Origin of the sequence: Listeria monocytogenes (genome assembly GCF_900187225.1) — a bacterium.
Lineage (GTDB): Bacteria > Bacillota > Bacilli > Lactobacillales > Listeriaceae > Listeria > Listeria monocytogenes.
In genome coordinates this window covers 605,831-632,604 of record NZ_LT906436.1, presented here as the reverse complement: position 1 = coordinate 632,604, position 26,774 = coordinate 605,831, and the positions used below count along the sequence as shown (strand labels likewise).

The 26,774-nt window shown below is 37.9% G+C and carries 25 protein-coding genes and 1 riboswitch; of the genes, 9 read left to right on the top strand and 16 right to left on the bottom strand.

The features are described 5' to 3' along the window. Positions 1-122 precede the first annotated feature (122 nt). On the top strand, positions 123-1,892 hold the full coding sequence (locus CKV70_RS03120) for a lmo0610 family class 1 internalin (RefSeq protein WP_014600587.1): 1,770 nt from the start codon (positions 123-125) through the stop codon (positions 1,890-1,892). A 44-nt stretch (positions 1,893-1,936) separates the two neighbouring features. Here CKV70_RS03120 and CKV70_RS03115 read toward each other — a convergent pair whose 3' ends face one another. The 4 genes from CKV70_RS03115 to CKV70_RS03100 all read right to left on the bottom strand — a co-directional run bounded on the left by CKV70_RS03115 (position 1,937) and on the right by CKV70_RS03100 (position 6,360). Beyond that, positions 1,937-2,236: a rhodanese-like domain-containing protein gene (locus tag CKV70_RS03115; protein WP_003722805.1), complete on the bottom strand. Its 300-nt coding sequence runs from the start codon at positions 2,234-2,236 to the stop codon at positions 1,937-1,939. Between the two features lie 116 nt (positions 2,237-2,352). Then, entirely contained in the window at positions 2,353-4,170 is a 1,818-nt protein-coding gene (locus CKV70_RS03110) for an ABC transporter ATP-binding protein (RefSeq protein WP_003732630.1), read from the bottom strand. Beyond that, positions 4,167-5,891 carry an ABC transporter ATP-binding protein gene (locus CKV70_RS03105; RefSeq protein WP_012951286.1) on the bottom strand — a complete coding sequence of 575 codons (1,725 nt, stop codon included), beginning with the start codon at positions 5,889-5,891 and terminating at the stop codon, positions 4,167-4,169. Before CKV70_RS03105 ends, CKV70_RS03110 begins: the two co-directional genes overlap by 4 nt. Positions 5,892-5,898: 7 nt before the next feature. After that, entirely contained in the window at positions 5,899-6,360 is a 462-nt protein-coding gene (locus CKV70_RS03100; protein WP_003724169.1) for a MarR family winged helix-turn-helix transcriptional regulator, read from the bottom strand. 165 nt (positions 6,361-6,525) lie between these two features. Here CKV70_RS03100 and CKV70_RS03095 point away from each other — a divergent pair, with 165 nt between their 5' ends. The 3 genes from CKV70_RS03095 (at position 6,526) to CKV70_RS03085 (ending at position 8,795) form a co-directional block, all read left to right on the top strand. After that, the gene (locus CKV70_RS03095) at positions 6,526-7,866 is read left to right on the top strand and encodes an MATE family efflux transporter (protein ID WP_003738285.1); all 1,341 of its coding nucleotides are present in this window, start codon (positions 6,526-6,528) and stop codon (positions 7,864-7,866) included. A 146-nt stretch (positions 7,867-8,012) separates the two neighbouring features. Beyond that, a complete protein-coding gene (locus CKV70_RS03090; RefSeq protein WP_009925607.1) occupies positions 8,013-8,357 on the top strand; it encodes a magnetosome magnetite crystal formation protein family in 345 nt (114 codons plus the stop codon). A gap of 51 nt (positions 8,358-8,408) precedes the next feature. Next, positions 8,409-8,795, top strand: a complete 387-nt coding sequence (locus CKV70_RS03085) for a hypothetical protein (RefSeq protein WP_003730999.1) — start codon at positions 8,409-8,411, stop codon at positions 8,793-8,795. Between the two features lie 47 nt (positions 8,796-8,842). Here the strand turns inward: CKV70_RS03085 and CKV70_RS03080 are convergent, their stop codons facing one another. From CKV70_RS03080 to CKV70_RS03065, 4 genes are all read right to left on the bottom strand, one after another. Then, complete coding sequence (locus CKV70_RS03080) at positions 8,843-9,343, bottom strand: GNAT family N-acetyltransferase (protein WP_003724062.1); 501 nt, start codon at positions 9,341-9,343, stop codon at positions 8,843-8,845. Positions 9,344-9,448: 105 nt separating this feature from the next. Further along, on the bottom strand, positions 9,449-10,549 hold the full coding sequence (locus tag CKV70_RS03075) for a DUF4097 family beta strand repeat-containing protein (RefSeq protein ID WP_014600586.1): 1,101 nt from the start codon (positions 10,547-10,549) through the stop codon (positions 9,449-9,451). Then, positions 10,542-11,132, bottom strand: a complete 591-nt coding sequence (locus CKV70_RS03070; RefSeq protein WP_010989526.1) for a DUF1700 domain-containing protein — start codon at positions 11,130-11,132, stop codon at positions 10,542-10,544. Before CKV70_RS03070 ends, CKV70_RS03075 begins: the two co-directional genes overlap by 8 nt. Continuing rightward, positions 11,125-11,457, bottom strand: a complete 333-nt coding sequence (locus tag CKV70_RS03065; protein ID WP_003732635.1) for a PadR family transcriptional regulator — start codon at positions 11,455-11,457, stop codon at positions 11,125-11,127. The genes CKV70_RS03070 and CKV70_RS03065 overlap by 8 nt, the downstream gene beginning before the upstream one ends. 193 nt (positions 11,458-11,650) lie before the next feature. Here CKV70_RS03065 and CKV70_RS03060 point away from each other — a divergent pair, with 193 nt between their 5' ends. From CKV70_RS03060 to CKV70_RS03050, 3 genes are all read left to right on the top strand, one after another. Next, positions 11,651-12,199 carry a biotin transporter BioY gene (locus CKV70_RS03060; protein ID WP_009924525.1) on the top strand — a complete coding sequence of 183 codons (549 nt, stop codon included), beginning with the start codon at positions 11,651-11,653 and terminating at the stop codon, positions 12,197-12,199. A 75-nt stretch (positions 12,200-12,274) separates the two neighbouring features. Continuing rightward, entirely contained in the window at positions 12,275-12,976 is a 702-nt protein-coding gene (locus CKV70_RS03055; RefSeq protein WP_014600585.1) for a Crp/Fnr family transcriptional regulator, read from the top strand. A 171-nt stretch (positions 12,977-13,147) separates the two neighbouring features. After that, positions 13,148-14,494, top strand: a complete 1,347-nt coding sequence (locus tag CKV70_RS03050) for an Ig-like domain-containing protein (protein ID WP_014600584.1) — start codon at positions 13,148-13,150, stop codon at positions 14,492-14,494. A gap of 77 nt (positions 14,495-14,571) precedes the next feature. On the opposite strand, the gene CKV70_RS03045 is transcribed toward CKV70_RS03050, so the two are convergent. Next, a complete protein-coding gene (locus tag CKV70_RS03045; RefSeq protein WP_014600583.1) occupies positions 14,572-15,099 on the bottom strand; it encodes an HdeD family acid-resistance protein in 528 nt (175 codons plus the stop codon). A gap of 238 nt (positions 15,100-15,337) precedes the next feature. Then, a riboswitch (SAM riboswitch) is annotated at positions 15,338-15,438 on the top strand. A gap of 108 nt (positions 15,439-15,546) precedes the next feature. On the opposite strand from CKV70_RS03045, the gene CKV70_RS03040 reads away from it, so the two are divergent. Next, complete coding sequence (locus tag CKV70_RS03040; protein ID WP_003723401.1) at positions 15,547-16,824, top strand: O-acetylhomoserine aminocarboxypropyltransferase/cysteine synthase family protein; 1,278 nt, start codon at positions 15,547-15,549, stop codon at positions 16,822-16,824. 16 nt (positions 16,825-16,840) lie between these two features. After that, the gene (gene metX / locus CKV70_RS03035; RefSeq protein WP_003723400.1) at positions 16,841-17,947 is read left to right on the top strand and encodes a homoserine O-acetyltransferase MetX; all 1,107 of its coding nucleotides are present in this window, start codon (positions 16,841-16,843) and stop codon (positions 17,945-17,947) included. A gap of 37 nt (positions 17,948-17,984) precedes the next feature. On the opposite strand, the gene CKV70_RS03030 is transcribed toward metX, so the two are convergent. The 7 genes from CKV70_RS03030 to CKV70_RS03000 all read right to left on the bottom strand — a co-directional run bounded on the left by CKV70_RS03030 (position 17,985) and on the right by CKV70_RS03000 (position 26,758). Then, positions 17,985-18,785, bottom strand: a complete 801-nt coding sequence (locus CKV70_RS03030; protein ID WP_003727259.1) for a formate/nitrite transporter family protein — start codon at positions 18,783-18,785, stop codon at positions 17,985-17,987. 227 nt (positions 18,786-19,012) lie between these two features. Further along, entirely contained in the window at positions 19,013-19,555 is a 543-nt protein-coding gene (locus CKV70_RS03025; protein WP_014600582.1) for a DUF1269 domain-containing protein, read from the bottom strand. Positions 19,556-19,682: 127 nt separating this feature from the next. After that, positions 19,683-20,453 (bottom strand): DUF1295 domain-containing protein, encoded by a 771-nt coding sequence (locus tag CKV70_RS03020; RefSeq protein WP_022741820.1) that lies wholly within the window; start codon positions 20,451-20,453, stop codon positions 19,683-19,685. After that, positions 20,453-22,219 (bottom strand): DAK2 domain-containing protein, encoded by a 1,767-nt coding sequence (locus CKV70_RS03015; RefSeq protein ID WP_077346032.1) that lies wholly within the window; start codon positions 22,217-22,219, stop codon positions 20,453-20,455. Before CKV70_RS03015 ends, CKV70_RS03020 begins: the two co-directional genes overlap by 1 nt. Before the next feature lie 2 nt (positions 22,220-22,221). Further along, complete coding sequence (locus CKV70_RS03010; RefSeq protein WP_009912062.1) at positions 22,222-22,635, bottom strand: DUF2177 family protein; 414 nt, start codon at positions 22,633-22,635, stop codon at positions 22,222-22,224. A 137-nt stretch (positions 22,636-22,772) separates the two neighbouring features. Continuing rightward, entirely contained in the window at positions 22,773-24,176 is a 1,404-nt protein-coding gene (locus CKV70_RS03005; RefSeq protein ID WP_014600579.1) for a cryptochrome/photolyase family protein, read from the bottom strand. A gap of 116 nt (positions 24,177-24,292) precedes the next feature. Beyond that, the gene (locus tag CKV70_RS03000; protein ID WP_014600578.1) at positions 24,293-26,758 is read right to left on the bottom strand and encodes an urease accessory UreD/UreH family protein; all 2,466 of its coding nucleotides are present in this window, start codon (positions 26,756-26,758) and stop codon (positions 24,293-24,295) included. Positions 26,759-26,774: the final 16 nt, after the last annotated feature.

Sequence of the window (26,774 nt, the reverse complement as noted above, 5' to 3'; positions counted from 1 at the left end):
TTTGCGATTTAATTTAACAACACTTTTGACACTATTTTGTTTAACATATTACTAAAAGAGGAATTGTCTTAAGAATCCATACGATTATACCAAACAAAAGTTGTTAAAGGAGGATATAATTTATGAAAAAAATGGGAGTCAAAATTGGTTTGTGCATCCTTTTAATAATGCCATTTACTATATCATTTTCCGCGAACGTCTCAGCGGAAGAAAATATTAGTATAAAAGCCGCTCAAGATGTTGTCAACATTCCTGACCCGGCTTTGAAAAGTTATCTAAATGGGCTCTTAGGACAACCAAGCACAAGTGATATTACTGAAGCACAAATGGACACTATTACAGACGTCACCATTAGTAATGCTAGTTTGACGGATTTAACAGGACTCGATTATGCGCACAACTTAACTATTTTACATTTAACAAATACAGGTGTGACGGATTACTCTTTGGTTGCAAATATCCCTAGTTTAACTAATCTTAATATCTCTGGAAGCAATTTAACAACCAATTCCGTACCTGATTTAAATGGTTTAACGAATGTAACCAACTTAAACTTAAGTTCCGGTAAACTAGATAATAGTGCTTTGACAAAATTTAATAAACTTCCAAATTTAACTTTTTTGAATTTAGACAATAATCCTTCCATCACTGATTTTATGCCACTCAAATCCCTTCCTAACTTAGCCAGTTTATTTATCCAATTTTGTGGAGTTAACGATTTCCGTGGAATTGATTCTTTCCCAAAATTAACCAATTTAGCAGCTTTTGGACAAAATGTAGGAAGTGCCGTTTTAATTAACAGTACCATTAAAAGCTCTGCCTTGAACTATAACGAAGCCAACCAAACTATCTTTGTACCGTTTACTTTAATGACAGAACGAAGCATGAACTTCGACGGTTATTTATTCCCTTTCACAACAAATACAGCATCTTCTAGCACTTATTTCACCTTAAATGGTGTGCAAATTAGTGGTAGTCGTCTGAGCATTGATGATACAGGAGTGACCGTAAGCGGGATTACAAAAGATTTCTTTGATTCTATTACTAAAATGGAATACAATGCTTTTTATGATAATCCAGCTGGATCTTATAATTCTCCGCCAAATTTCAATAGTTATTCGGTATCTAGCGGAACTTATGATCACTATTTTGACATTGATCATTCACTAACGATTACGAATGATTCTGCAATAAGTTATGGAGAGCAAACTACTGTTACCGAAGAACAATTTTTAAAAGATGTTCATGCTGAAACAGATGATGGAACACCTGTTACTAGTGATTTTAATACGATTGTAGACTTTAGCAAACCTGGTGTCTATACGGTAACATTAAATGCCGAAAATGCAGCTGGTTTAAAAGCAACGCCAACACAAGTAACGGTGACCATACTTGCAAAACCAGTCATCACAGCAGATAAGAGCATTTCTTACACGAAAGATACAACCAAGACAGAGCAACAATTTTTACAAGATATTGCAGCAAAAACAAGTGATGGTAGTAAAGTAACAAGTGATTTTGATAGCGTTGTTGATTTAGCTAAAGTTGGAACGTATAAAGTAACTTTAAATGCGGTAAGTGCCGACGGGCTAAATGCAGACCCAGTTATTATTTTAGTAAATGTGGTAGAAGGAAATGAACCTCCGACGCCACCTGGTCCCGGCCCTGATCCCACACCAGATCCTACGCCAAATCCTAATAACCCAAATATCAATCCCAACCCAGATAATGGACAATCTGCGAACTCTGAAATCGCATCAAATCCGTCTAACTCAGAAGTAGATATCGCTTTACCAAATACTGGCGACGCGAGTCAAGCGACGACTGTATTAATCGGTATTATCCTCGCCGGAGTAGCTATCCTCTTTTTCCGGAAAAGAAAACATAGCTAAATAAAAAGAAGCCGCAACCTAATTTTAGGTCGCGGCTTCTTTATTTAGTTAGTTACTGTACCGTGAAATGCTCCCATTCCGCCCATTACATTCGTTACGTCAAAACCTTCTGCGGCTAAAAATTGACTCGCGCGCTCAGAACGTCCACCCGCGTAACAAATAATCGTATAGGCTTTTTCTTTATCCAGTGTTGCTAATTTTTCTGGTAGTTCATTAATTGGAATATTTATTGCATCTGGAATATGCCCTTCAACAAAAGCATCTGCGTCTCTGACATCTAAAATATTATGTGGCACTTTTTTTAAGTCTTGCTCTAAATCATTTGCCGTAATGGATTGATACATCTATTCTCACCTCTTCAATTTCTTCTTTACTAACCATAACTCCTAATCCACCATCAAACAAATTTTCTGCTCAAAAAAAGACAATGCAGCGGGTAAGCCACATTGTCTTTTTACATTTAAACTGCTTGAGCTCCGGTGAACTGACTGTTATAAAGGTCAGCGTAGAAGCCTTTTGCATCAAGTAGTTCTTGGTGCGTACCTTGTTCGATTACACTACCGTGATTCATAACGAGAATTAAGTCCGCATCACGAATGGTTGAAAGTCTATGCGCAATCACAAAGCTTGTGCGCCCTTCCATCAGATTACCCATCGCAAGTTGAATATTTAATTCTGTACGAGTATCTACGCTTGAAGTCGCTTCATCTAAAATCAAAATAGATGGATCGGATAAAATCGCCCGAGCAATTGTTAGTAATTGTTTTTGACCTTGCGAAATATTAGAACCTTCTTCATTCAAGATAGTATCATAGCCATTTGGAAGTCTACGAATGAAATCATCTGCATAAGCTGCTTTTGCTGCCCCGATAACTTCATCTTTCGTTGCGCCTTCACGACCGTATGCGATATTGTCGGCAATTGTTCCGTTAAACAACCAAGTATCTTGCAGTACCATGCCGAATTTTTCGCGGACAGCATCTTTGGTCATATCGCGTGTATCAATACCTTTCATACGGATCTGACCACCATCTACGTCATAAAAACGCATCAGCAAGTTGATAATAGTCGTTTTACCAGCACCAGTTGGACCAACAATCGCCACCATTTGACCTTCTTCCACATGAATATTCAGGTCTGTCATTAGCGGTTTATCTGGAGTGTAACCGAATTTCACGTGGTCGAATACAATGCTATGTTCTTCGCCAGCAACTTGATTAACATTTGCTGGAATTTCGTCTTTTTCTTCTTCTTCATCCATCATTTCAAATACACGTTCTGCGGATGCAATAGTGGATTGAATGATGTTCGCGATGTTTGCTACGCTGGAAATTGGTTGCGTAAATAATTGGACATATTGCGTAAATGATTGAATATCCCCAACTTGAAGTGTTCCGTTAGTAACAAAAATACCACCGGCCACACAGACACCTACATAACCTAAGTTACCAACGAATTGCATTACCGGCATCATAATCCCGGAAATAAATTGCGCTTTTTTAGCTGCTTTAAAATAATCTTCATTTACTTCATCAAATTTTACTAACGTTTTCTTTTCTTGACCAAAGGCTTTAATGATTGTTTGGCCGCCGTAAGTTTCTTCTACAGTATCATTTAAAATACCAAGATTACGTTGTTGTGCGCCGAAATAGCGTTGTGATCTTCCGGCAATAATTGCTACTAGAATAATACTAATTGGAACAGTAACAAGCACGATTAGCGTCATTTGCCAGCTGATTGTTAACATCATGATTAAGACACCAATCATTTGAACAATCGCGGTAATGGCTTGCGTTAGTGATTGTTGCAGCGTGTTCGCGATATTATCCATGTCATTAACAGAACGACTTAGAATATCGCCATTTGAGCGTGTATCATAATATTTCAGCGGCAGACGAGCCATTTTTGCCTTTAAATCTTTCCGCATGTCATACACAGTACGTTGCGCAACACTCGACATGACGTATTGCTGAATGAAACTAAATAAGGAACTACCAAGGTATAAGACTAAAACAATCATTAATATATTAAAAATCTTATCGTTATTAATTCCATCTTGGCTCATAACACCTTTAAAAATTTCTGTTGTTGCTTTCCCGAGTTCTTTCGGGCTGAAAATGTTAAAAATCGTAGATAAAATCGCAAAGATAAATACAACAATGATTGCGACAGAACGAGGTTTCATATAGCCAAGAAGCCGGAATAGTGTTTGTTTAAAGTTCTTTGGTTTGGCGGCTGTTTGCATTCTCATGCCACCACCTGGACCTGGACCACTCATGCGATTTCCTCCTCTGACAGCTGTGACCTCATAATTTCTTGATAAATTTGATTTGATTCTTTTAATTCTTCATGTGTTCCCATTCCGGCAATTTTACCTTCATTCATAACGATGATTTGGTCGGAATTGACAACGGAGGTAATACGCTGTGCCACAATAAGTGTCACGGCTTCGGTTGTTTCAGCTTTCAAAGCCTCACGCAGTTTCGCGTCTGTTTTGAAATCGAGCGCCGAGAAACTATCATCAAATATATAAATTTCTGGTTTTCTAATTAAAGAACGTGCGATGGAAAGACGTTGTTTTTGTCCACCAGAGAAGTTGTTACCACCTTGCTCTACACGGCTACCAAGCCCGTTTGCAAGTTTAGATACAAAATTTTCCGCTTGGGCTGTTCGAAGTGCTTCCCAAATTTCTTCGTCGGTTGCATCTTCTTTACCGTAGCGCATATTTGAAGCTATTGTTCCAGTGAATAAAACCGCTTTTTGCGGAACAAGTCCAATTTTTTGGCGCAAACTGGATTGATCCATTTCACGCACATCAATTCCGTTAATTTTTACAACGCCACTTTCGACATCATAAAAACGTGGAATCATATTAATTAAAGTAGACTTACCAGCACCGGTACTTCCTATAATAGCAATCGTTTCGCCAGCATTAGCTTCAAAAGTAATATCTTCAATCACTGGTTTTTCAGCGCCTTCATAGCGGAAAGTCACATGTTCAAAAGAAAGTTTCGCTGGTGGTGTACTTGTTTTTGGATTTTCTGGATTAAGTATTTCTGCATTCATATCTAACACTTCATTAATACGTTCAGCAGATGCTCCAGCACGTGGAATCATAATAAATACAGCAGAAAGCATCATGAAGGACATCATAATTTGCATTGCGTACTGAATAAATGCCATCAAGTCCCCTACTTGCATATCACCATTACCAATAAAAATCGAACCAATCCAGACAATCGCAATGGAAGTTAAGTTCATCAGTAGCATCATTAATGGACTCATAAGAGAAAGCAGTCGGTTAACTTTAATCGCCGTAGTAGCATAGTCAGCGTTTGCTTCTTCAAATTTTTCGAGTTCATCTTCATTGCGGTTAAAAGAACGAACAACACGAATCCCTGTTAAACCTTCCCGAATAACACGGTTTAATTTATCCATTTTCTTTTGGAGCGATTTAAACATTGGCATTGCTTTTCCGCCGAGAATAACTACTAATAGAAGTAGTAGCGGTAAAACAACGACAAAAATAAGCGATAATTTCGCGTCCCTGCCAACTGCCATAATAATACCGCCGAGCAACATAATTGGCGCCATCACCATTAATCGCATCATCATATAAAGTACATTTTGTATTTGAACAACGTCATTTGTTGTTCTCGTAATCAGCGAGGAAGTTCCTACTTTATCGAATTCTTGTAAGGAAAAGTCCTCTACCTTCGTAAAAATTTTATCTCGTAATTCTTTCCCGAATCCCATGGAAATTCTGGATGCGAGATAAACCACGATAACCGACAAGATAACAGAAGCAAACGAGATTAAGAGCATCTTCATCCCAGTGCTCCAAATGTAGTCTGTATCGCCTGTTACGACTCCTTTGTCGATAATGTTCGACATAAGCGTCGGCAAATAAAGCTGTCCAATGACTTGCCCGAAAGTAAGGACTAATACGGCCGTAATGCTCAGCCAATAAGGTTTTAATCTTTTCATCAATTTCATCATTTGTGGTTTATGCCTCCTTATTTTCGGATTTTGTGTTTAAGTAATCTGTCAGTTTTTCTAGGAGTGTAATCAATTTTTTCATATCGTCTTCGCCTAAAAACTCCTGCATATCTTCAAAACTAGCTTGAAATTCATCGAGCATTTTTTCTGACACGCCTGCTCCGACTTCTGTTAATTCTACATACATCGAGCGCTTATCTTCTGGGTTTTGAACTCGTTTAATGAGTCCTTTTCCTTCCAAAGATTGAATCATTTGCGTGACGCTTGGTTTTGAAATTCTGAGCATATGACCAAGATCGGAAACACGAATTTTTGGCCCTCTGCTTTTAAGCCCACGAGATAAAATAAAAATAAATCTTGTTTCAGATTTACTGTAACCTGGAATTTGGAAACTCTTTATTTCAGCATGCTTAAAATTCATGAAAGCCTTGATTACTGAGTGCCCCAAGTCTTGATTTTTCGAAGACATTTCTCCACTTCTTTCTATCATTTGATTAGTTTACCTAACTAATTATATGAGATATTCGATTTTTGTCAAGCAATATCTTGGAGCGTTTTTGAAATTAATCTATACTTTTAACTTTAATTACCTTATAATGGCTTTAATTGTGTTAATGCGAAGGGAGGGAAATAAGTGAGTTCAGTACATAAAGTCGCCAGCATAAGCCTTTTCACGCTTGCTTGGCCGATTTTTCTAGAGCAATTTTTACGTCTGATGATTAGTTATATAGATGTCTTTATGTTGGGGCATTATTCAGATGACGCGGTAGCTGCGACAGGGGTTGCGAATCAGATTCTTGTTATTTCTATTATTATTTACGGCTTCATCAGCGTTGGTGTGCAGATTATCGTTGCCCAAATGATTGGTGCGAAAAAACATAAAGAAATTGAGAATGTAATTACAAATGGCTTAGTGGTAGCTTTCTTAATAGGAATTGTGATGAGTATTATTTTCATTTTTATGTCGAAAAACTTCCTGACTTGGATGGGAATTGATCCTCATTTAGTTCAAGTTGGTGCGCCGTTTTTAGAAATTATCGGTGGGAGTTCGGTGGTTATCGCGATTCATGCTTCAATTTTGCCAATTCTCCGGGCACACGGTTATGTAAGGCAATCCATTCTTGTTCCAGTAACGATTAGTATTATCAATGTTGTCGGTAACTACTTATTTCTTTACGGCCCGCTTGCATACTTAGATTACGGCGTGGCAGGTGTCGGAATTTCTACTGCTGTCGCAAACTTTGTCGGAATGGGTCTAGCCATCTGGATGCTTCGAAAATATATCGGCTATACTTTCCATTTCAAAAAACTGGAGCAAGTTTCCAAAAAATTACTTTATTCAATTTTACGACTTGGCCTTCCCTCTGCTGGGGAAAATTTATCCTATGCCGGCTCACAACTAGTTGTTACTGCAATTATTGCGATTCTCGGCACAGAGGCACTTACGACAAAAGTATATGCTTCGACGGTTAGCCAGTTTGTCGCGCTCTTTGCTATCGCGCTCGGTCAGGCCTCTCAAATCATTATCGGTCGTGCGGTTGGTGCAAAAGAAATTGATAAAGCTTACAAGCAAGGTCTACGTAGTTGGAAAATTGGTTTGGTTGTCGCAATTGTTGTCAGCGTTTCGATTTATCTTTTCGCGGAACCAATTATGCGACTGTTTACTACGAATACGGAAATCATTGCGATGACGAAAGAATTGTTCTTACTTTCGATTTTCCTTGAGCTTGGACGTGCGACGAATATTATCATCATTAGTAGTCTAAACTCTACGGGCGATGTTCGTTTTCCATTTATATGTGGACTTATCGTCATGTGGATTGTTAGTTTGCCGTTCTCCTATGTACTCGGTATTTCTGCTGGGCTTGGGCTAGTCGGTGTTTGGCTTGCCTACATTATTGATGAAGGGGTTCGAGCTGTTCTAATGTACCGAAGATGGCGCAGTAAAGTTTGGTCTTTAAAATCAGTCATATAAAGAAACGTCTCTTTGATTTATTCGAAGGGGCGTTTTTACATGACAAAACTGTCATCTTCCTCTCTATATCGTCACCTAATTCGATGGTTCCATTTCTCTTTCCCCGCTATACTAGACTTATAAACAAATGAGAGGATAGATGAGAAATGTTAGATAAAAAAATTATTAGTGCGCTTAGTTATTTCAGTCTTTTCTTTGCTCCGGTCATTACTCCCGCAATTATCTGGTGCACAACAAAAGATAAAGAAATACGGCATCATGTAAAATGGGCACTCCTCACGCAGGCAACATTTGTCGCTGGTATTGTTGTAATGATTTTACTTTACAATAATGTACCATTTAGTACCAATAGTGCAGATACCATTAACTTTCTTGCCTTAGCTACTGTATTTTTTATCGTTTTTCTAAATGTATCAATACTCATTTTCAACTTGATTCGAGGAATTACACGTATCGTAAAGCATAGTGACGATAACTGGGCTAGATGTTAAGCTAACTTCCTAATTTATGCTATAATATAGTGTACTTTAGGAGGTTTTTTGATGCGTTTTATTATTGCTTATTTATCGATTTTTGTTTTAGGAATTTTTTCTGCGCTTTTAGTCGAAACAATCCTCTATGACAATGTTACGCCACAGCTTGTGTTTTCAGCGATACTTTTTGCAGCTCCTGTAATTTTAGTTGCTTCTACGTTAGGTGAAATATTTTACGGATTTAGTAAAAAGGCTAGTTACTTCACATTTGCTATATGGGGCTTCGCTTACGGGGTTGTTGCAGCAGTCATCATCTTAAGCATTATCCAAGTTTCCGGCATGCTCATTTCCGTTGGCGTATCCATTCTTGCAGGAGTTATCATGGCGCTACTTGCCATTATCTTCTTCTTTTTGCGCGGTGGAAAATCTACTAGTGGCAAAGCCGCTACGAAATAAAAAAATGTCTATCCTAATTGATTCATTCAACTAGAATAGACATTTTTTTATTCTTCTTCAAACGCATGATGATTCAAATTAAAACGAATTGTCTCCAGCGGATAACCGTAAAAATCCTCGGTAAATTCCTCCACTTGAACAAACCCTTTCGCCTTATAAAAATGAATCGCTGTTTCATTTCCTTTTTCGACGTTAACAAACATTGGTAGTGGCACGTGAAATAGCGTCATTCCTACTTCTAAAAGCTCCGTGCCAAGTCCGCGTTGTGTCACTTCAGGCAATAAATAAAAAGCTGCGAGCTCGCTTTTCCCCTTTTCAAGCTCGATAAAATTCGCAAATCCAATTACTTTGTCTGCTTGTTCCACAACAGCAAAAGGAGTTGCTGAAATACGATTATGAAGCGTTTCAACATTATAAAACCTTTCCAAAAAATCGTCTTGTACATCGCCTGGAATTAAATCTTGATAGGTATGATGCCACGAAGTAATCGCCACATGCTGAATGGCTTCGGCATCTGAATTAGTTGCTTTTCTAATATGAAAATCCATCATCCATTCCCCTTTCACTTGCGCAAATTGATGAAACAGTTTATCTGACTTTACCCCTTTTTAACCAAAAGAATGCGCTAATTAAATAATTAGCGCACTGATTTTTTATTTTTCGATTTTAATATCTCCGGAACTTGTTTTCACCGTTACGCGGTTATCGGTATTCGAATCACTTGTTGGTGCTTTAACGCTACCTGAATTACTACTTGCTTCATAAATAGCTTTAAAATCACCCGGTAGCTCAAGTTCAACTTCACCAGAATCTGAATTGATTTCGATATTTTTCACCTGTTTGGTAAATGCTACATCGATATCACCTGAGCTCGTTTTCGCCGTTACATTATTTGTTGCGCCCGCGAGTTCAATTGATCCTGAATCGGATTCAGCTTGGATTTTACCTTTTGTATTTGCATCAATATCCCCAGAACTTGTTGTTAAAACAGCTAAGTCGGTTACAGTACCACTAGTCAGCTCAATGTCTCCTGAATCAATAGCGATTTTAAGTTTCTTTGCTTTAACTCCAGCAACATTAACGTCGCCCGAGCCACCATTTACTTCTAAATCACCAGTTAAATTAGTCAATTCTGTTTTTCCAGAATCTGTTTCAATTGACGAATTTGCTTTGATATACGATAAAGTTAAATCCCCGGAAGAAGTAGCCATTTGAGCAGTATTTGCTTCCAGATTAGTCACTTTTAACTCCCCAGAATTAGTAGAACTAACAAATTTCTTTACTTTAAAATCAGCTACATCAATATCTCCTGAATGAGATTTCACTTCTAAATCAGCTAATTTAGTATCTTTTGTTAAATAAATTGTTACTTTTTGTTTTCCATAAGCGTAAATTTTGCCAAAGCCGTTATACCAATCATCTTCTTCAGGCACCGTTATATCAAAGGATGTCCCATCTTCAGAAACTGGCTCTAATTGTTGAATTGCCTTTTTATCATTGGCAGAGTAATTCCCTTTTAGTTCGATATAATTTTTTCCAGTTGTACTTTCTTTCCATTCAATTGATGCATCACGCTCGGAAGAAAAAGCAATTTTTTTAATATTTTCAGTTGATAAGTCCCACTGTTTTGTAAGTGGTTCTCCTTTTTCAATCATTTTACCTGTATTCATTGTGAATGCTACACCGATAGCACCAATAATAAATAGTACCAAACCAGCGAAAAATAGTTTTTTGCTTAAGTGATGTTTACGCATTTTTCCCGCCTCCCTTTACCGCATATTTATGCCACTGGATAATCGCCATTGTTACTTTACTTGTAAGCTGAGTTAGCGCGTTTGCTACAAATAAAAGCATTAGCCCCAAACCTACAAGTCCAATAGAAACAAACATTTGATAAAATTCGAAATCAGCTCCAAATAAAATTCCTACACCGAGTATAACCGGAGATAGAAGAAACGCACCAACTGTCACCCAAAGGGAGATAACCAAGGACCAAAGCGAAACCATAATTGGAATGATAAGACAAACATCTAATAAAAATAAGCCTACGCCAATTAAAATTTGTTTACTCACTGATCTATTTTCATTTTGGTTTTTTCGTGGGACATAATAGTAATCCATTTCTGTTGGTTCTTCGCGAATACCACGTTCACTGATAATATCTGCGGCAATTTCTTCTGGCTTACCAAGGTCAAAAACGATTTGTTCTTCGCTTTTCCCGGCTTCAATTCCATTTCTGAAATGCTCTTGATAGTCCGATAATAATTCTCTCCGCTCTTTCGGATCAAGCAATTCCAGTCGTTGATTTAATTCATTGAGAAAATCTTGTTTATTCATTTACTGCTTCCCCCTCTGTTAATAGTTTTGCGACGCTGTCTGTAAAATTATTCCATTCAGAAATAAGTTCATTCAAGTAAATTTCGCCTTTTACTGTCAGCTGATAATATTTTCTTGATGGACCTTCATTTGATTCTACTAAATAAGTGGAACAGTACTCTTCTTTTACTAATCTTCTAAGTACCGGATAAATAGCACCTTCAGCTACTTCAATATATTTAGAAACTTGATTTGCTAATTCATAACCGTAACAATCTTTCTTTTGAATTAAAAATAAACAGCAAAGTTCTAACACACCTTTTTTGAACTGCGGGTTAACCTCCATGCTAACTCCTCCATTCTGTTAAATTGCACACTAGTAATAAGTAACCACTACTATATATTGTTCACTACCACTATAGTTTAACATACACTAGTGTTCATTGCAAGGTACTGGCTAGAAAAAATAGTATTGTTTTTTCATTCGATAGATGTTAACCTATTACAGTATTAAGTTTACATTAAGGAGAGATAAGTTTATGCGTGATCAGAAATTGAAATTTTTAGTCGTAGATGCTTTATTTGCAGTCATTATTGCCTTACTTGCGCAAGTTGCTATACCACTCGGCCCTATTCCACTTACTGGACAGACATTTGCCATTGGGTTAGCTGCCACCATTCTCGGAGCTCGTCATGGTACGATATCTGTTTTAGTTTACATTGTTCTTGGCGCTGTGGGGATTCCTGTTTTCCAAGGAATGACAGCGGGTATTGGGATTATTTTTGGGCCAACCGGTGGATTTATTATCGGATTTATTTTTAATGCATTCCTTACAGGTTGGTTACTCGAAAAAACAAAATTCACTGTCCCTTATGCGATTGTGGCGAACATATTAGGCGCTATTGTCACCCTGATTTTCGGCGTTTTATGGCTTAAAGTCAGTACAGGACTCGACTGGCCAACTGCCTTTTTAACTGGAATGGTACCTTTCATTATTCCAGGTATTATCAAAGCGGTTTTTGCGGCGCTATTAGGCATTATCATTCGTGATCGTTTGATTAAAGCCAAATTACTCCGAGCATCATAAGTCCCATTAATACACATTTCGAGTCATCTCCTATATAATGATAATGATTAACACTGAGAAAAGGGGACTCGGTATATGTCATTACTGAATGAGGAAAATAGCTTTTACAACGTAGATTTACTCAATTTATTAAAAGATTCTAGTGAAGCAGTTCTTCCATATAAAAGAATTCGCTTTAGGCGCAACCAACAGATTTTAGCTGAAGGCGCGGAAACTGATTATTTCTACATCATTGAAGATGGTGTCGTTTCTATGAGTAAAAATACTTGTAAAGAAGATAGCATCATTAACTTCTTGGGTAAACAAGAATGTATCGGGCCGCTTACACTTCTGGGCGGGGCAAAATCACCAGTAAATTACACAACGATAAGTGAAGTGAGTGTTTATCAATTTGAACGTAAATATGTTCTTAATAAATTCTTAAGTTCACCAGATGTTTTTTGGCAGATGAATGCACTTATGCAAAGTATGGTTACACCTATGTTAGAACGGGAAGGTTACGTTAATCTCCCTTCTAGCGAGAAAGTTTTAGCGGGATTAATTGCTTGTGGGGAGAGATTTGGAAGAATCGAGTCGGATGGTTCTTGTTTGATTCCCTATTATTTCACCCAAAAAATCTTAGGAAATTATCTAAATTTGGCTCGAGCTTACGTTGCAACTAACCTACGAAAGCTTGAAGAAGATGGCATTATTGCGCTTTCGCCAAAACCTTGGCGTGTTAATAATTTCGAGATTCATAAGCAAAAATTAAAAGAAAATCACGAATCTTACATATGAGCGTAAAAAAATTACAAAATCAGTGGATATTTATAAAAATATCCACTGATTTTATTTTGCCATATTTTTGTAACAACTTAATAATATTAACTAGTATTATCTACCATATCAGTCCGCATGGTTTTATAATAATCTAGTACCACATAATACACATTGAAACGAGGAAATTTTATGAAGACCATGAAAAAAGTATTAGCGACAACTTTAGCTTTTGGACTTACATTATCAATTAGCGCACCAGCATTTGCAGCCGAGAACAATCAGACAAACAATCCAACTACTCCAACTTCAGAGGTTAATTTAAAATCACAATTGTTAAAAAGTGATTATGGTAATCTTTCAGAACAAGGTATTGTAACTGCGAAAACTGGCTTTACATTTGAAGCTGGCGATACACCTGCTGTAACTGATTTTTTGAATATTACTGATCCTTCTATGGTTGCCATTTTTAGAATTAATGGTGATAATGGTCCTGAAACGAAGATTCCAGGAACATACACCTATGTATTTACGCCGCTTTTTATTGATGGTTCTGGCTGTGATGTTCCTGTAACTTACACCGTAACAGCAATGCCTCCTTATGCAACAGTTTTATCTACACCAACACTAGCTCAAGATTCTACACCAACTGTAAGCCAGTTTGCTACAGCTGAAAATGGCGCGACTTTAAGTTTTAAAACCACTCCATCTACTACAGCAACTGGTACTTTTACAACAACTATCGTAGCTACTAAAGATGGCAAAACACAAGAATATACTGCATCTTATAAAGTAGTCGATCAAACATCACCTGTTTTGAAAGAAATTAATAAAGATGCTTCTTTCGAAAAAGGAAAAACATTGACTCCTGCTGATCTTGCAACAGCTACTGATAATTCTGGAAAAGTAACAATGGCTTTCAAAGCTGGACATGAAGCTGATACTTCTACAGCTGGAAAACATGAAGCGATTATTGTAGCAACAGATGAAGCTGGAAACACAGCTGAACTAACTGTCACTTACAATGTTGTTAATAAAGCAGTAACTATTAAAACACCTACTATTAACGAAACTACTAGCACAGCATCAACAGTTTATGGTAATACTTCACCAAATGTAACGGTTGAAATGTTTAATGAAGCTGGCGATGTTATAGCAACTACTACATCTAATGCAAAAGGCAACTTCACTTTCAACTTAAAAACACCTTTCAAGGATAATGATGAATTTACTTTAGTTGCTCATGATGAAAACGGTAACTATAGCGAAGAAGCAACTTATATATACGTTGGCGAAATCATTGACAATCCAGTTGTAAACCCTGATAAACCAGTCGTAACACCAGTAAAACCAACTGTTAAAACTAACCCAGTAGTGAAAAGTGATTCCATAGAAAAAACTACACCTAAAGCAAACAGCACTCATACATCTAAGAAATCACTACCAAAAACAGGGGATGAAAGTTCCCTTCCACTTGCAGCTATTGGTATCCTTTTAGCAGGCGGAGCATTGGTTGTACTTCGTAAAAGACATGCATAATAAAAAAGAAGCTATCTAGTTAGATAGCTTCTTTTTTTTGAGCGAAACCAATTTTTATTATTGGTTTCGCTTTTTTATTAACTATTTTTACCAATAAAGAAGAATGTTGCGATTGCGCCGATACCTTGAACGATGAAGAAAATCGCAACGACAAGGACGATACCAATTGCGGAAACAACTGGATTGAATAGCGCGATAAAACCAACAATGATACCGATAATACCGATTGTTAAAATCCAGCCCCAGCCTTGTACATTGTTTTGTTTGGCAGTGAATGCGCCAATTGTACGCATAATACCAGCAAATAATACCCACATACCGAAAAGTAATACGAGTGTTAAAGTTCCGTCAAATTCATTAAATAATAGCAAGAAACCTAGTAAGATGGATAAAATTCCGTCAGCTAGTACCCAGCCAGAAATATTTTGTGATTTTCTGTCTGAAAAGTAAGAGATTGTGTGGAAAATACCAGAAATCAGTAATAAGAAACCAAACATTAATGTGGAGGTTAATAATGAAATTCCTGGATGGAATAAGAACCAAACCCCTAGTATAATCATTGCAATCCCCGCTAATAAAACAAGAATTCGTGTAAAAGTCTTCATTTTTTATTTCAACTCCCCTTTATTTTTTCTAATTCAACCCCATTTTTAATGAAATATAATTAGTCTTAACTATAATAGCCTAAAAAACGAATTTAAAACCTTTTAAAAAAAATTATTCTTTTAAAAAATACGTCGTTGTCACAAATTCAACACAAAAAGTACTAATTTTAGACTTTTTCAGTACATAGTTGACAATTGATGGCATCCAGCGTAATATATAACTTAATTTAATAGTATTTTCTTATCACGAAAGGTGGAGGGACTGGCCCTTTGAAGCCTTAGCAACCGGAATTTATTTTCACGGTGCTAATTCCAGCAGTATATTCTGAAAGATAAGTCGGAAATCCAAGTTTAGGAAACTCTATCCTCTCTGGCGGCTTATATACTGCTAGGGAGGTTTTTTGATGGAAATTACTGATAAATACATATCAAAGAGGAGTGGATTTTATGAGTAATGAGTATAAATTCGAAACAATTCAAGTACACGGCGGACACACACCGGACGGAGATACACATTCTAGAGCCGTACCTATTTATCAAACGACGTCATACACATTTGATAGCCCGGAACATGCCGCAGCCTTATTTGGTTTACAAGAAACTGGAAATATTTATACACGAATTATGAATCCGACCACAGCTGTTTTAGAAGAACGGTTAACTTTACTTGAAGGTGGTATTGGTGCGGTTGCAACTGCTTCTGGGATGGCTGCTATTACTTACTCTATTTTAAATATTGCTGGTTCTGGTGATCATATTGTCGCAGCCGCAACACTTTACGGTGGAACGCATACACTTTTCTCCCATACATTTAAAACTTTTGGAATTGATGTAACTTTCGTTGACCCTAATGAACCAGAAAATTTCGAAAAAGCGATTAAAGATAATACGAAAGCTGTTTTTATAGAAACAATTGGGAATCCTGATATTAATATTGTTGATATCGAAAAAGTAGCAAAAATTGCGCACGCATCCGATATCCCGCTCATCGTTGACAACACATTCGCGACCGCTTATTTGAATCGGCCGTTTGATTTTGGCGCAGATATCGTCGTTTACTCGGCAACAAAATTCATTGGTGGTCATGGGGTTGCAATTGGTGGCGCGGTCATTGATTCAGGTAAATTTAACTGGGCAAATGGCAAATTTCCAAAGCTAGTGGTGCCAGATGATAGCTACAATGGTCTGTCTTATACAAATGACGTTGGCGCGGCGGCTTATATTACCAAACTACGCGTCTCACTCCTTCGTGACACTGGCGCAGCGCTTTCCCCGTTCAACGCATTCCTATTAATTCTAGGATTAGAAACCCTGTCTCTTCGCCTAGAGCAACACGTAAAAAATGCTAAACAAGTCGCCAATTTCTTAAATGACCATCCAAAAGTAGCTTGGGTAAATTATCCGGGTTTAAAAGACAACAAATACCACGAATTAGCCCAAAAATATTTACCAAAAGGACCTGGCTCCATTTTCACTTTTGGGGTTAAAGGTGGCTATGAAGCTGGGAAAAAAGTGATTGAATCTGTGGAATTATTCTCACACCTAGCCAATGTTGGCGACGCAAAATCGCTTATCATCCATCCAGCATCCACGACACATCAACAACTAAGCGAAGAACAACAATTAACAGCTGGCGTGAAACCTGAATCTATTCGCCTTTCTATCGGAATCGAAAATGCGGATGATATTATCCAAGATTTAACGAAAGCATTAGAGCAAATTTAGGAGGAAGTGAAGAGAAGTGACCTTACAACAAAAAGAACTATTTCAAAAAAGTCCTCTTCTACTTGAAAATGGAGAAACTTTAAGCCCTGTTTTAGTTGGCTATGAAACATATGGGACACTTTCTGCCTCACGCGATAATTGCATTTTGTTAGAGCACGCACTTACTGGGACGGCACATGCGGCGAAACATTTCGAGGATGATGCGCCTGGTTGGTGGGATGATTATATTGGTCCAGGGAAAACGATTGATACAGACAAATATTTTCTGGTTTGTACCAATGTATTTGGTGGTTGTAGTGGCACGACTGGACCTTCTTCTATTAATCCAAAAACAGGCGAGCCTTTCCGTTTACAGTTTCCCGGTTTTTCGATTAAAGACATAATTAAAGTGCAGCGTGAGCTTTTGGAACAACTTGGAGTTACACGGATTGTTTCGGTGATTGGTGGATCAATGGGTGGTATGCAGGCGACGGAATGGGCGATTGATTATGCTGATATAACTGATAGCATTATTAATATCGCCTCCCCGCTTGCTGCCGGCCCTGACGCGATTGGTTACAACTTGATTATGCGCATGGCGATTTTGAATGATCCTGACTTTAATGGCGGCAACTATGTTGGTCAACCTGAGGGCGGACTTGCCACTGCGCGAATGGTTGGGATGATGACTTATCGGACGAGTGAACTTTTCTCGAAACGATTTGAACGATTCACAGTAGCCGAGTCATCCCCTGCGGCTTTCTCAAAAGAGCATTTTCAAATTGAATCGTATTTGCAATATCAAGGGGATACTTTTGTCGAGCGATTTGACGCGAATAGTTACTTATATTTAACAAAGGCGATTGACTTATTTGATGTTACAGCTCCTGCGAAAGATGATTTACCCGCTTTTTCAAAAATTAAAATTCCTTATTTGCTCATTGGCATTACAACCGATCAGCTTTTCCGGATTCATGATTTGCGCCGTGGTTATGAGCTTTTAAAAGAATGGGATGTGCCGGTTACTTATCATGAAGTAGCTTCTGAATACGGTCATGACGCTTTTCTAGTTGAAAAAGAAGTGCCGAAATTCGAACCGCTCATTCGTTCATTTTTAAGCAATTTACCTGTTAAAAGCATATAAAAAAAAGACCTCGGAAAATTTCCGAGGTCTCTTTATATTAGTCTTTATAAATTGATTTCGTTCGGTTAAGCCAAGCATAGCCGAGTCCGATAACAAGCCCTCCACCTACAAAATTCCCCAGTAAAGCAAGGACTAAATTGACGGTCACATTGCCCGCTGTCATTGCAGCAAGTGTTCCACCAGAAGCGAAAAATGCTAATGAGAATGAAGAAAAGTTGGCGATAACGTGTTCAAATCCTAAGAATGCAAAGATGAAAATAATGAAAATCATCGCAATGACTTTACCAGCATCATCTTTCATTCGGAGTGTACAAAGCACGGCCGTATTTACAACAATATTGGCGAAAATACCTTCTACAAAAATTTGTAGGGGTGCTTTTTCAAGTTTACCGCTAACAGCAGTAAATAGGAAATGATCAGCAGGTAAATTATGGAAAACAGATGTCAGAGAAACTAAGTACCCTGCAAGAATTCCACCCAATAAATTACAAACAATACATAAAAGCAAAATTTGTAATGCTTTTCCTGGTTTAACAATTTTTTGATAAACACCAGTTGTCATATACATCATGTTAGAAGTACCAAGCTCAGCATTCATATAAATAATCATAACGAGCGACCAACTAAACATAAATGCATAGGTGATTTTACCAAGTCCTGGAGCGAAATGATCGACTTTATCACCAATCATTACAGCAACCGCAGTTCCTAGGGTTAAGAATAAACATGCTAACATCGCGCGCACGATATAACGAAGAATACTATTATTTACTAAATCAATTTTTTTGCGCGTACTATAATCAATTTTCTGCATTAATGGACTACTTTCCACATCCAAATTATTTCATCTCCAAACAAAAAATTTTCTTGTGAAATTCACAACTTGTTTATTGTAGCATGTTTTTAATTTGATGCAAATAGTTTTCAGAAAATAAAAATGAGTTAAGCGTTACCATCTTGAATTTTTTTCTATCTGGGTGTTTTATGTTGTTAATTTCCCCGTTTTCAAACTCTTAAAACACAAAAAAACGAGAACAGATTTCTCTGTCCTCGTTTGAAATATTTTTATTTACTAAACCAATGTTTTTTAGCAGAATCTTTTGCTTTTCCTTCTGTTTCTTGCGCGCTTTTAATTTCTTCGGCTACGATAGCTTCATCCATACGTTGCACGCGGCCATGTAACTCATCCATTGCTACGTCGTTTACATTTGCTAATTCTTGTTCTGTCGCAATAAGGATAACACCTGTTGAACCTTCAGGAATTGTTTTTAATGTTCTTTCAAATACATTTAAAGCATCTTTCACTTCGCCAGCATCCCGCATGGAACCAACGATTGCGCCGACCATCCACCCAATTAAAATACCAAATGGACCGCCTAAAATACCAATTAACATACCAATAAGGCTATCTTTCATATTTTTATCGGCACCAGTAAAATCAAGAAAATCTTGTGCAACAAGTTTATTGCCTGGCTCGTGTTTTACAACCGCCATTTGATAACCAATGATTTTGCGTTCTTGGTGCAATCTTTTCATTTCAGAGAAAGCTTGGTAAGATATACTTTCTTCATCAAAATTCATAATTAACACTGTTTTTTCTTTTTTCATCTGTTGTACCCCTCTCGCCTCATAAAGTATTATATTCAGATACTGTTTATCGTACCTATCTTTCATTTTACTCGCTCTCTCATGCAAATAGCAATTAATAGCATTAGTAAGATGAAATCACTACTTTTTACAGACCTTTTTTACCAATAAACGGGAAAAATTTTGACGTTTTGTTCGCATATGCTTGAAAATCTGCTCTATCTTGATATTTTTTTTCAAGTAACGGAACACCAGAAACAAATAGTAATAGTAAAGTAATAACAATTGGGCTAGTAATCAGCCATAAATCTGTTAATTGCGTTAAGGCAACTAAAAATACACCCCACCAACTAAGTGCTTCTCCAAAATAATTCGGATGCCGTGTGACCGACCAAAAACCTGAAGTTAGTAATTTACCTTTATTTACCGGGTTCTTTTTAAAGTTTTCTAATTGCAAATCGCCACCGACTTCAAAAATAAAGCCAATAATCCAGATAACAATACCAAGGATTTGCCACCAAGCGAATGTCGCTGTTTCATTAGCAAAACTATGTGTAATCGGTAAAGCAATAATAAATAATAAAACACCTTGCAACACGAAGACATTTAAGAAGGCTTTCAAATTAACTAATGTCGTTCCCCAGCGTTTGCGCATATTAACGTAGCGATAATCTTCTGGTTTGTTCCAATTCCGGCGCGCTAAATGCCAAAACAAACGAACACCCCATAATGTAACTAATATAAGAATGGTTATACTTTGTGTCGTCACACTAAATGTCGTTAAAAATCCAGTCCATGCTACAACAACAAAGCCGCCACCCCACGCAATATCAACGAGCGAATATTTTCCTTTTATTTTTGAAATAATAAACCAGAGTATAAAGTAAACAAGTAAAGCGAGTGCTACTGTCCAATACATCATATCGTTTCCTCCTTTTTAATCCCCGCGACTGCGACACTTCCGAGTCCAGCACTAATCGCAATGGCTGCTGAACTATCCACTAAGTAGCTGATCTTTCCAGTTTCTTTTTCAAGTTGCTTCTGCCAAATTGCCGCGTTGTCTCTTGAAGAAACATGTGTAATCGCCAGCTCTTTCAGCTGTAATTTTGCTATTTTTTTAATGATTTTTTTCATACTTTGTTTTTGACTAAACGATACGCCTATCAATTTGCCATCCCCGGATTCGTCCAAACTCACAATCGGATAGAGTGATAATTTCTGTGCAAGCTTTCCTAACACTCGTGGAATTCTGCCAGACTGCACCATCGGCGACAAATCTGCAACCGCCACATAAATAAAGGTCCGCTCAATCATTTGTTCCACTTCAGGATAAATAGATTCCCATGATTTACCTGATTCCACTAGTTCTACTGCTTGTTTCACTAAAATTCCTTGCGCGACCGAATTTAATTTAGAATCAATTACACGTATCCAGTCCGAGGACAACTCCCGCGCTTTTATCCGCTGTTTGATTAATTGATAAGTTCCGCTTAATTTCGCCGCAACAGAGATAACAAGCACGTGTTCATATTTATTTTCTAAAAATGATAATAAGGCATCGACCGTTCGAATCGTTGGCTGGGCTGTGCTCATTTTAGTTTGTTTTCTTAGTTTTTCTTGCATCATGTCCGGGCCAACCGTCAATTTATCGAGAAAATTCTCATCTCCCGCTAAAATATTCATTGGTAACACATGCACTTGATGCTCCAGTAAAAATGCTTCTGGCAAATCAGCTATCGAATCCGTCACAATAGCAATCTTTGCCCGCGGTTTTTTCGTTACTTCATATTGCAGACGCATATCATCTACTTTTTGATAAGTCATCATGCCGTATGCTGCCATGAGGCTTAAAACTTCTTTTGGTTCATTTGTGTGGATATGGATTTTTATTTGTTTTTCATTACCTGCGATTACTAAGGAATCCCCTTTAGAAGCGAGAACTTCCTGTAAACGCTGATGTGAGATAGTCGCTTGTTTGATAATAAATTCCGAGCAATAACGATATTTCGGCTCGCTTGTTTCAACATGCATATGTTCCGCTGTTTGCTCTACTTCCATAAAACGAACGGGTGCAGAAATCGCTTTACCACAATAAGCATTTGTAAGTCCGGCGATAAAGTAATAAAACCCTTTCGCACCAGAATCCACTAATCGGTTTTTTCGTAAAATCGGCATTTGAAATTCTGTATTAATCAAGGCTTTCTCCGCAACTATTTGTGCATTTAAAAGTGATTGTTGGAAAGAACGCTCCTGTTCGTATGTGCCAGCAAGCTCCTCAGACCACGCCTTCATCACAGACAAAATAGTTCCTTCTTTTGGATCTAACAAGGCTTCATAAGCTTTATGAACCGCTTTTTGAAATGCTATAACTAATCCATCAAAAGTAGATTCGATGTGATGATAACTCTCTGCAACGGCATTTAAATATTGCGCAAAAATCATCCCAGAATTGCCACGAGCACCGATGAGCGCCGCGCTAGCCACTTCTTCCAGTAACTCCTTAGTTGAATATTCTCTTGGAGAAACATGATCAATAATCGCTTGCATTAAAGAAGCTAAATTACTACCCGTATCGCCATCAGCTACGGGAAAAACATTAATTCGATTGAGCTCATCTTTTTTACTAATTACTTCTGCCGCCCCGTTCAGCATACTTTGTAATAGACGTTTGCTTTCAGACTCCATCATTAGGAACCTGCTCCCGAGAAGAAATGCAAATTAATAAAGTAAACAATGACCGAAGTCACAGTCGTCACAGCTGTTCCCCAAACAAGATCAATAATGGTCATCGTAATCGGCCAATCCTTCAATGTCGCTAAGTTCGTCAAATCATACGTAGCATAACAAACTAGGCCAAATAGCGCGCCGGCTAATATCGTATAACCTAAACTTCCTTTTTCCGTCCCAGGAAGTAACACGAAAAAAGTAACTCCAACAACATAAATAAAATAAAAAATAACTGCCGGAGCAAGTCTTACATCCCCCATTAAATCCCCAATAAATTGTTGATACATTTTTTTAGAAGCTACGAGTAACCAAAAAAGATCAAAAACCAAGAAAACTACTGCACTCGTTAGAAATAGCTTTAAAAATTGTGCCATTGTGATTCCCCCTTATCACTTGATAAATGAATTTTAACATACCCGAGTTCCTACTCCTAGAAGGTTGCTCAAGACTTATTCTTTGTGAATACTGCCACAAAAAAATCAATCATTTAATTAAATGATTGACTCATTGTCTATATATTTCCCCTATAATGCTCTTTGCTAAACTCGTAGCGTGCAATGGCTAATTTCCGCCGTTCTTTATGGTCAACTATCGGAAATGGATAGTCTTTTCCTAATAGCAAACCATGCTCTTTCTGCTCTATTTCTGACATTTTTTCTGGTTGATGAATGAATTTATCAGGTAAATTCGCTAATTCTTTTACGTATTCTCGAATAAATTTCCCCGTCGGATCAAATTTTTGTGATTGTGTCGTTGGGTTGAAAATCCTAAAGTATGGCACCGCATCTGTTCCAGTCGAAGCCGCCCATTGCCAGCCACCAATATTACTCGCAGAATCATAATCAATCAGCATTTGTTGAAAATATTTTTCCCCAAATCGCCAATCAATCAGCAAGTCTTTCGTTAAAAAGGAGGCCGTAACCATCCTTAATCGATTATGCATCCAACCAGTTTCTTTCAACTGGCGCATCGCTGCATCAACGAGCGGAAAACCAGTCTTTCCATCTTGCCACGCTTTGAAAAATTCACGGTTGTTTTCCCATTCAATAAAACGATAATTTTCTTGGATAGGCTCGTTTTTTTGGTTAGGAAAAGAAACATAAATCATATTATAAAAGTCACGCCAACAAAGCTCTTTTTCAAATATGGCTCGTCCTTCTGTAGCTTCGTTTTCTTGAAGTGCCTGCCAAATCGTCCGAACCGAGATTTCTCCTGTCCGTAAATAGCGTGATAAATGGCTCGTTTTATCCAGTTCTGGGAAATCTCTCGCTTTGTCATAGTCAGCAACATCGTGTTTAATAAAATTCGCGAGTCTTGTGTTCGCTGTTTTTTCACCAGAATCTAATATCGGCAAATCGCAAGTCATTTCGGCAAACTGTTCTTCGTATTTTGGAAATAAGTTTTCTTTTCGTATATTATCTGCCTTTAAAGTCACTTTGAACGGCGTTTCTTTTATTTCTTCACGCCATTTTTTATAGTAAGGGGTAAAGATTTTGTAGTATTCTGTGGGGGATTTTTTTACTTCTTCTGCTGAGTGAAGGTAGCTGTCGTGGAAGGCTTGAACCTCTATTTCTTGTTCGTCAAAGAAAGTTTTCGCCGCTTCGTCCCGCTCTGCTCCGTAACCTGTTTCATCGCGGTTGAAATAAACTTTATCCCAGCTTGGTAGCGTTTCTTTTAATTGTTTTAAGCATTCTACCGGTTCACCAAACATGATTTGTAAAAGCGCGGTTTTATCAACTTCTTGCTTAAAATGAGCCACACTTGCAAAAAAAGCTTGGTGGCTAGGACTTCCTGTGATGAACTGTGCTGGATTTACTTGAAATAACAAAAGCAAATCGTCCTCTTTACAAGCATGATAGAGGGCTTTATTATCATTTACTCGAAGATCTCTCCGAAACCACATTACAGAAGTCATTCTTTCCATCCCACCTTTCGCAAATTACTTAACGCTATTATACGAGAAACTACAACATTTAGAAAAACAAAGGACTTATAATACCAAAAAACCTGTTAACTTTCGCTAACAGGTTTTTACGGAGCATCCGTCAAAGTCCACTCGATTGTTGTTTCATAGCTTTCATCCACATAAGCCTCCGCTGCATCTACTTCCACCAAAATCCCTCGGTCTTCTGCCCATTCTATCGGAACAATCATGTCACTAGCTGACTGCGACTGAAAAATGGTGATTGGTTCATCAGAAAGGATTTTTTTCTCACCAGCATTATCAATAAAAATGAGTCCATTTGGCAAAGTATGCGCTGAATTTGCCGTGGAAGTTAGCGGTGCTTTAATAGCTGCCGTTACGCTAAAATTGTCGCCTGCTCCTCTTGAATCAAGCACAGATAAATCAAAGTCAGCATTTCGTTTAGCAATATTTTTTTGTTGATTAAGCCCCATTGTTTCGAAAGAAATCGTTTCTGGCACATGATTAAATTTAAGCTCACCCGTGACCTGAATCGCAATCTCTTTCGTTAATCCGCCAATTTGTATCGTTGCTGTGTAGGTGCCTGTCTCTTTTTTTAAATTGGTGCTAGCTACTTTCACATCCGTGGTTAGATCCTCGCCAGTTTCGATTTGGAATGCTTTTGCTCCCGATTTGGTTAAAATGAATTGCTCTAGTTCGGCATCATTAAGCTCATTAATATCTTTTACATTCACGGAAAAATCCGCCGCTCGTAACGCTTTGCCATCTTGTATCTCTGTCGCATCATCTTTAATAAAAACTGGTACACGGATATCAACGTGATTATGCGCCTTGTCTTCTAAACGAACAATGGCTTCCGCGGGCCCAAATACATTAGTATCAGGCGCGCTTTGTAAAGTAGTTGTAACCCCCGCTCCAGACGTATTATCGGAATGATCATAAATATTTGTTACTAATTCGGCTACATCTGGAAATGGATCTCCAAGTTGTATAATTTGTGTAACGGCATCACCACTTGGCGGAGTAACATCTTCTACAGTTACATCATCTAATGTTATCCTTTTTTGGTCTTGTTTGATGGTTGTAGTCAATTTAATGTATGGCTTGATAAAACCATTTGGGATAGCAATTCGATAAGTTCCCGCGTCATTTGACTGTCCTTCTAGAACCTTGTTTTCCCCATTTTCCGTGTATGAAATGCTAATAAAAGCGTTTGGTGTCGCTGTTCCTACAATTTCATTATCTGCGTCTGTCACAGGATTTATCGTTCCCTCGAGTCGCCCCATCGCAATCATTCGCGCGGTGTTTTGATTAAAATTAGTCGGTGTCATCCCCGCATTCGTTGACAAAATTTTTGTCGTTGTCCCTGTGTACGTCAAACTTCCCAGCACATTTCCCCCGTCTGGTAAACTAAAACTTTGCGCTGGTAAATCCGTTCGATCAATGGTTCCAGCCGTATCCCAGTAATTCACCATTTGCGCACTTAAATTAAATGTATTTGCATATGGCCAGTAAAACATCGGCGTATTCGAATTTGTCGCGATTAAAAAACTCCGAGGATCATTTATATCTAACTTCGCCGTTGCATTATAAAATTGGATAATATAGCCAGTTCCGCCTGTTTTATTTAAGATAAAGCGAGCATCAGGGCTTACGGTAACATCATCCGCCAACCATAGAAGCGGATTCGCGCCAGCTGTTTTTGTCATTGTTACATCCGCACCTTCAGCAATTTTAACTGCTCCGCCCGGCGTATCTCGGAAGATATTATTATTAGAAGTAATGTCTAACTTCGCATTCTTTTTCACATCTATATCAACTGGCTTCGTTCCTGAACGATAAAACATCCCAGTCCCATTAGATATTATCGTCACATCCGCATTTTCTTCCACTGTAAAAGTGTTTACTTCAGCCGTTCCACCACCGAACCAAAAAGCACTATTCGCATTCGAGCTTGCATGATTAATAGTCAATTTGCCAGAAGCACTAACGCCTTTAATTTCCGCGACTTCATTTGGTGCCGCAGAACCAGATACAACGGACGCTATTGTTATATCATTGGTTCCTTTAAAATTCGCCGTTCCATTCAAATTATAAATCATTTGCGGACCTTGATAGTGAACATTTTCATAGTTTTGTACGACGTTTTTTGCAGCCCCATAAACCGAAATAGTTCCATAATAATTTTTCCCCACAACATTAATATCTTTTAAAGTTGTCTCTTTTGCACCTGTGTTGGTATTAACTGTAATCACACTGCTCTGCGCACCAGCTGATGCCATTGTTTCTGTCAAAGTATGTATTTCACCTGTTGCTGGATTTTTTCCTGATAAAGTAAACGTTTTTTTCGTCGCTGGGATGATAATTCCACCCGACAATTCAACGTCTGCCCCTAAATAAACCGTATCAATCCCATTATCCTCGGAGATAGCTGTTTTCAAATCTGCAAAATTAGTCACGATTGCTTCATTTGACGCTAAATCAGTAGGCTCATTTTCTGCCGCTACCACTATTTTTAAACCAAGAAAAAGAGCCGCCATGGTCAATACAAGTATTAATTTTTTGAAAGCCACTTCGCCAGCTCCTTTC

What these genes read in the sequence shown, in the direction of transcription:
- CKV70_RS03070 (WP_010989526.1), bottom strand. Translation starts at nt 11,132, where the DNA reads ATGAATAAACAAGATTTTCTCAATGAATTAAATCAACGACTGGAATTG.
- CKV70_RS03025 (WP_014600582.1), bottom strand. Translation starts at nt 19,555, where the DNA reads ATGAAAAAAGAAAAAACAGTGTTAATTATGAATTTTGATGAAGAAAGT.
- CKV70_RS03005 (WP_014600579.1), bottom strand. Translation starts at nt 24,176, where the DNA reads ATGACTTCTGTAATGTGGTTTCGGAGAGATCTTCGAGTAAATGATAAT.
- CKV70_RS03080 (WP_003724062.1), bottom strand. Translation starts at nt 9,343, where the DNA reads ATGGATTTTCATATTAGAAAAGCAACTAATTCAGATGCCGAAGCCATT.
- CKV70_RS03065 (WP_003732635.1), bottom strand. Translation starts at nt 11,457, where the DNA reads ATGGAGGTTAACCCGCAGTTCAAAAAAGGTGTGTTAGAACTTTGCTGT.
- CKV70_RS03105 (WP_012951286.1), bottom strand. Translation starts at nt 5,891, where the DNA reads ATGATGAAATTGATGAAAAGATTAAAACCTTATTGGCTGAGCATTACG.
- CKV70_RS03050 (WP_014600584.1), top strand. Translation starts at nt 13,148, where the DNA reads ATGAAGACCATGAAAAAAGTATTAGCGACAACTTTAGCTTTTGGACTT.
- CKV70_RS03110 (WP_003732630.1), bottom strand. Translation starts at nt 4,170, where the DNA reads ATGAGTGGTCCAGGTCCAGGTGGTGGCATGAGAATGCAAACAGCCGCC.
- CKV70_RS03090 (WP_009925607.1), top strand. Translation starts at nt 8,013, where the DNA reads ATGTTAGATAAAAAAATTATTAGTGCGCTTAGTTATTTCAGTCTTTTC.
- CKV70_RS03075 (WP_014600586.1), bottom strand. Translation starts at nt 10,549, where the DNA reads ATGCGTAAACATCACTTAAGCAAAAAACTATTTTTCGCTGGTTTGGTA.
- CKV70_RS03010 (WP_009912062.1), bottom strand. Translation starts at nt 22,635, where the DNA reads ATGGCACAATTTTTAAAGCTATTTCTAACGAGTGCAGTAGTTTTCTTG.
- CKV70_RS03100 (WP_003724169.1), bottom strand. Translation starts at nt 6,360, where the DNA reads ATGTCTTCGAAAAATCAAGACTTGGGGCACTCAGTAATCAAGGCTTTC.
- CKV70_RS03045 (WP_014600583.1), bottom strand. Translation starts at nt 15,099, where the DNA reads ATGAAGACTTTTACACGAATTCTTGTTTTATTAGCGGGGATTGCAATG.
- CKV70_RS03015 (WP_077346032.1), bottom strand. Translation starts at nt 22,219, where the DNA reads ATGGAGTCTGAAAGCAAACGTCTATTACAAAGTATGCTGAACGGGGCG.
- CKV70_RS03060 (WP_009924525.1), top strand. Translation starts at nt 11,651, where the DNA reads ATGCGTGATCAGAAATTGAAATTTTTAGTCGTAGATGCTTTATTTGCA.
- CKV70_RS03085 (WP_003730999.1), top strand. Translation starts at nt 8,409, where the DNA reads ATGCGTTTTATTATTGCTTATTTATCGATTTTTGTTTTAGGAATTTTT.
- CKV70_RS03020 (WP_022741820.1), bottom strand. Translation starts at nt 20,453, where the DNA reads ATGTATTGGACAGTAGCACTCGCTTTACTTGTTTACTTTATACTCTGG.
- CKV70_RS03115 (WP_003722805.1), bottom strand. Translation starts at nt 2,236, where the DNA reads ATGTATCAATCCATTACGGCAAATGATTTAGAGCAAGACTTAAAAAAA.
- CKV70_RS03055 (WP_014600585.1), top strand. Translation starts at nt 12,275, where the DNA reads ATGTCATTACTGAATGAGGAAAATAGCTTTTACAACGTAGATTTACTC.
- CKV70_RS03120 (WP_014600587.1), top strand. Translation starts at nt 123, where the DNA reads ATGAAAAAAATGGGAGTCAAAATTGGTTTGTGCATCCTTTTAATAATG.
- CKV70_RS03040 (WP_003723401.1), top strand. Translation starts at nt 15,547, where the DNA reads ATGAGTAATGAGTATAAATTCGAAACAATTCAAGTACACGGCGGACAC.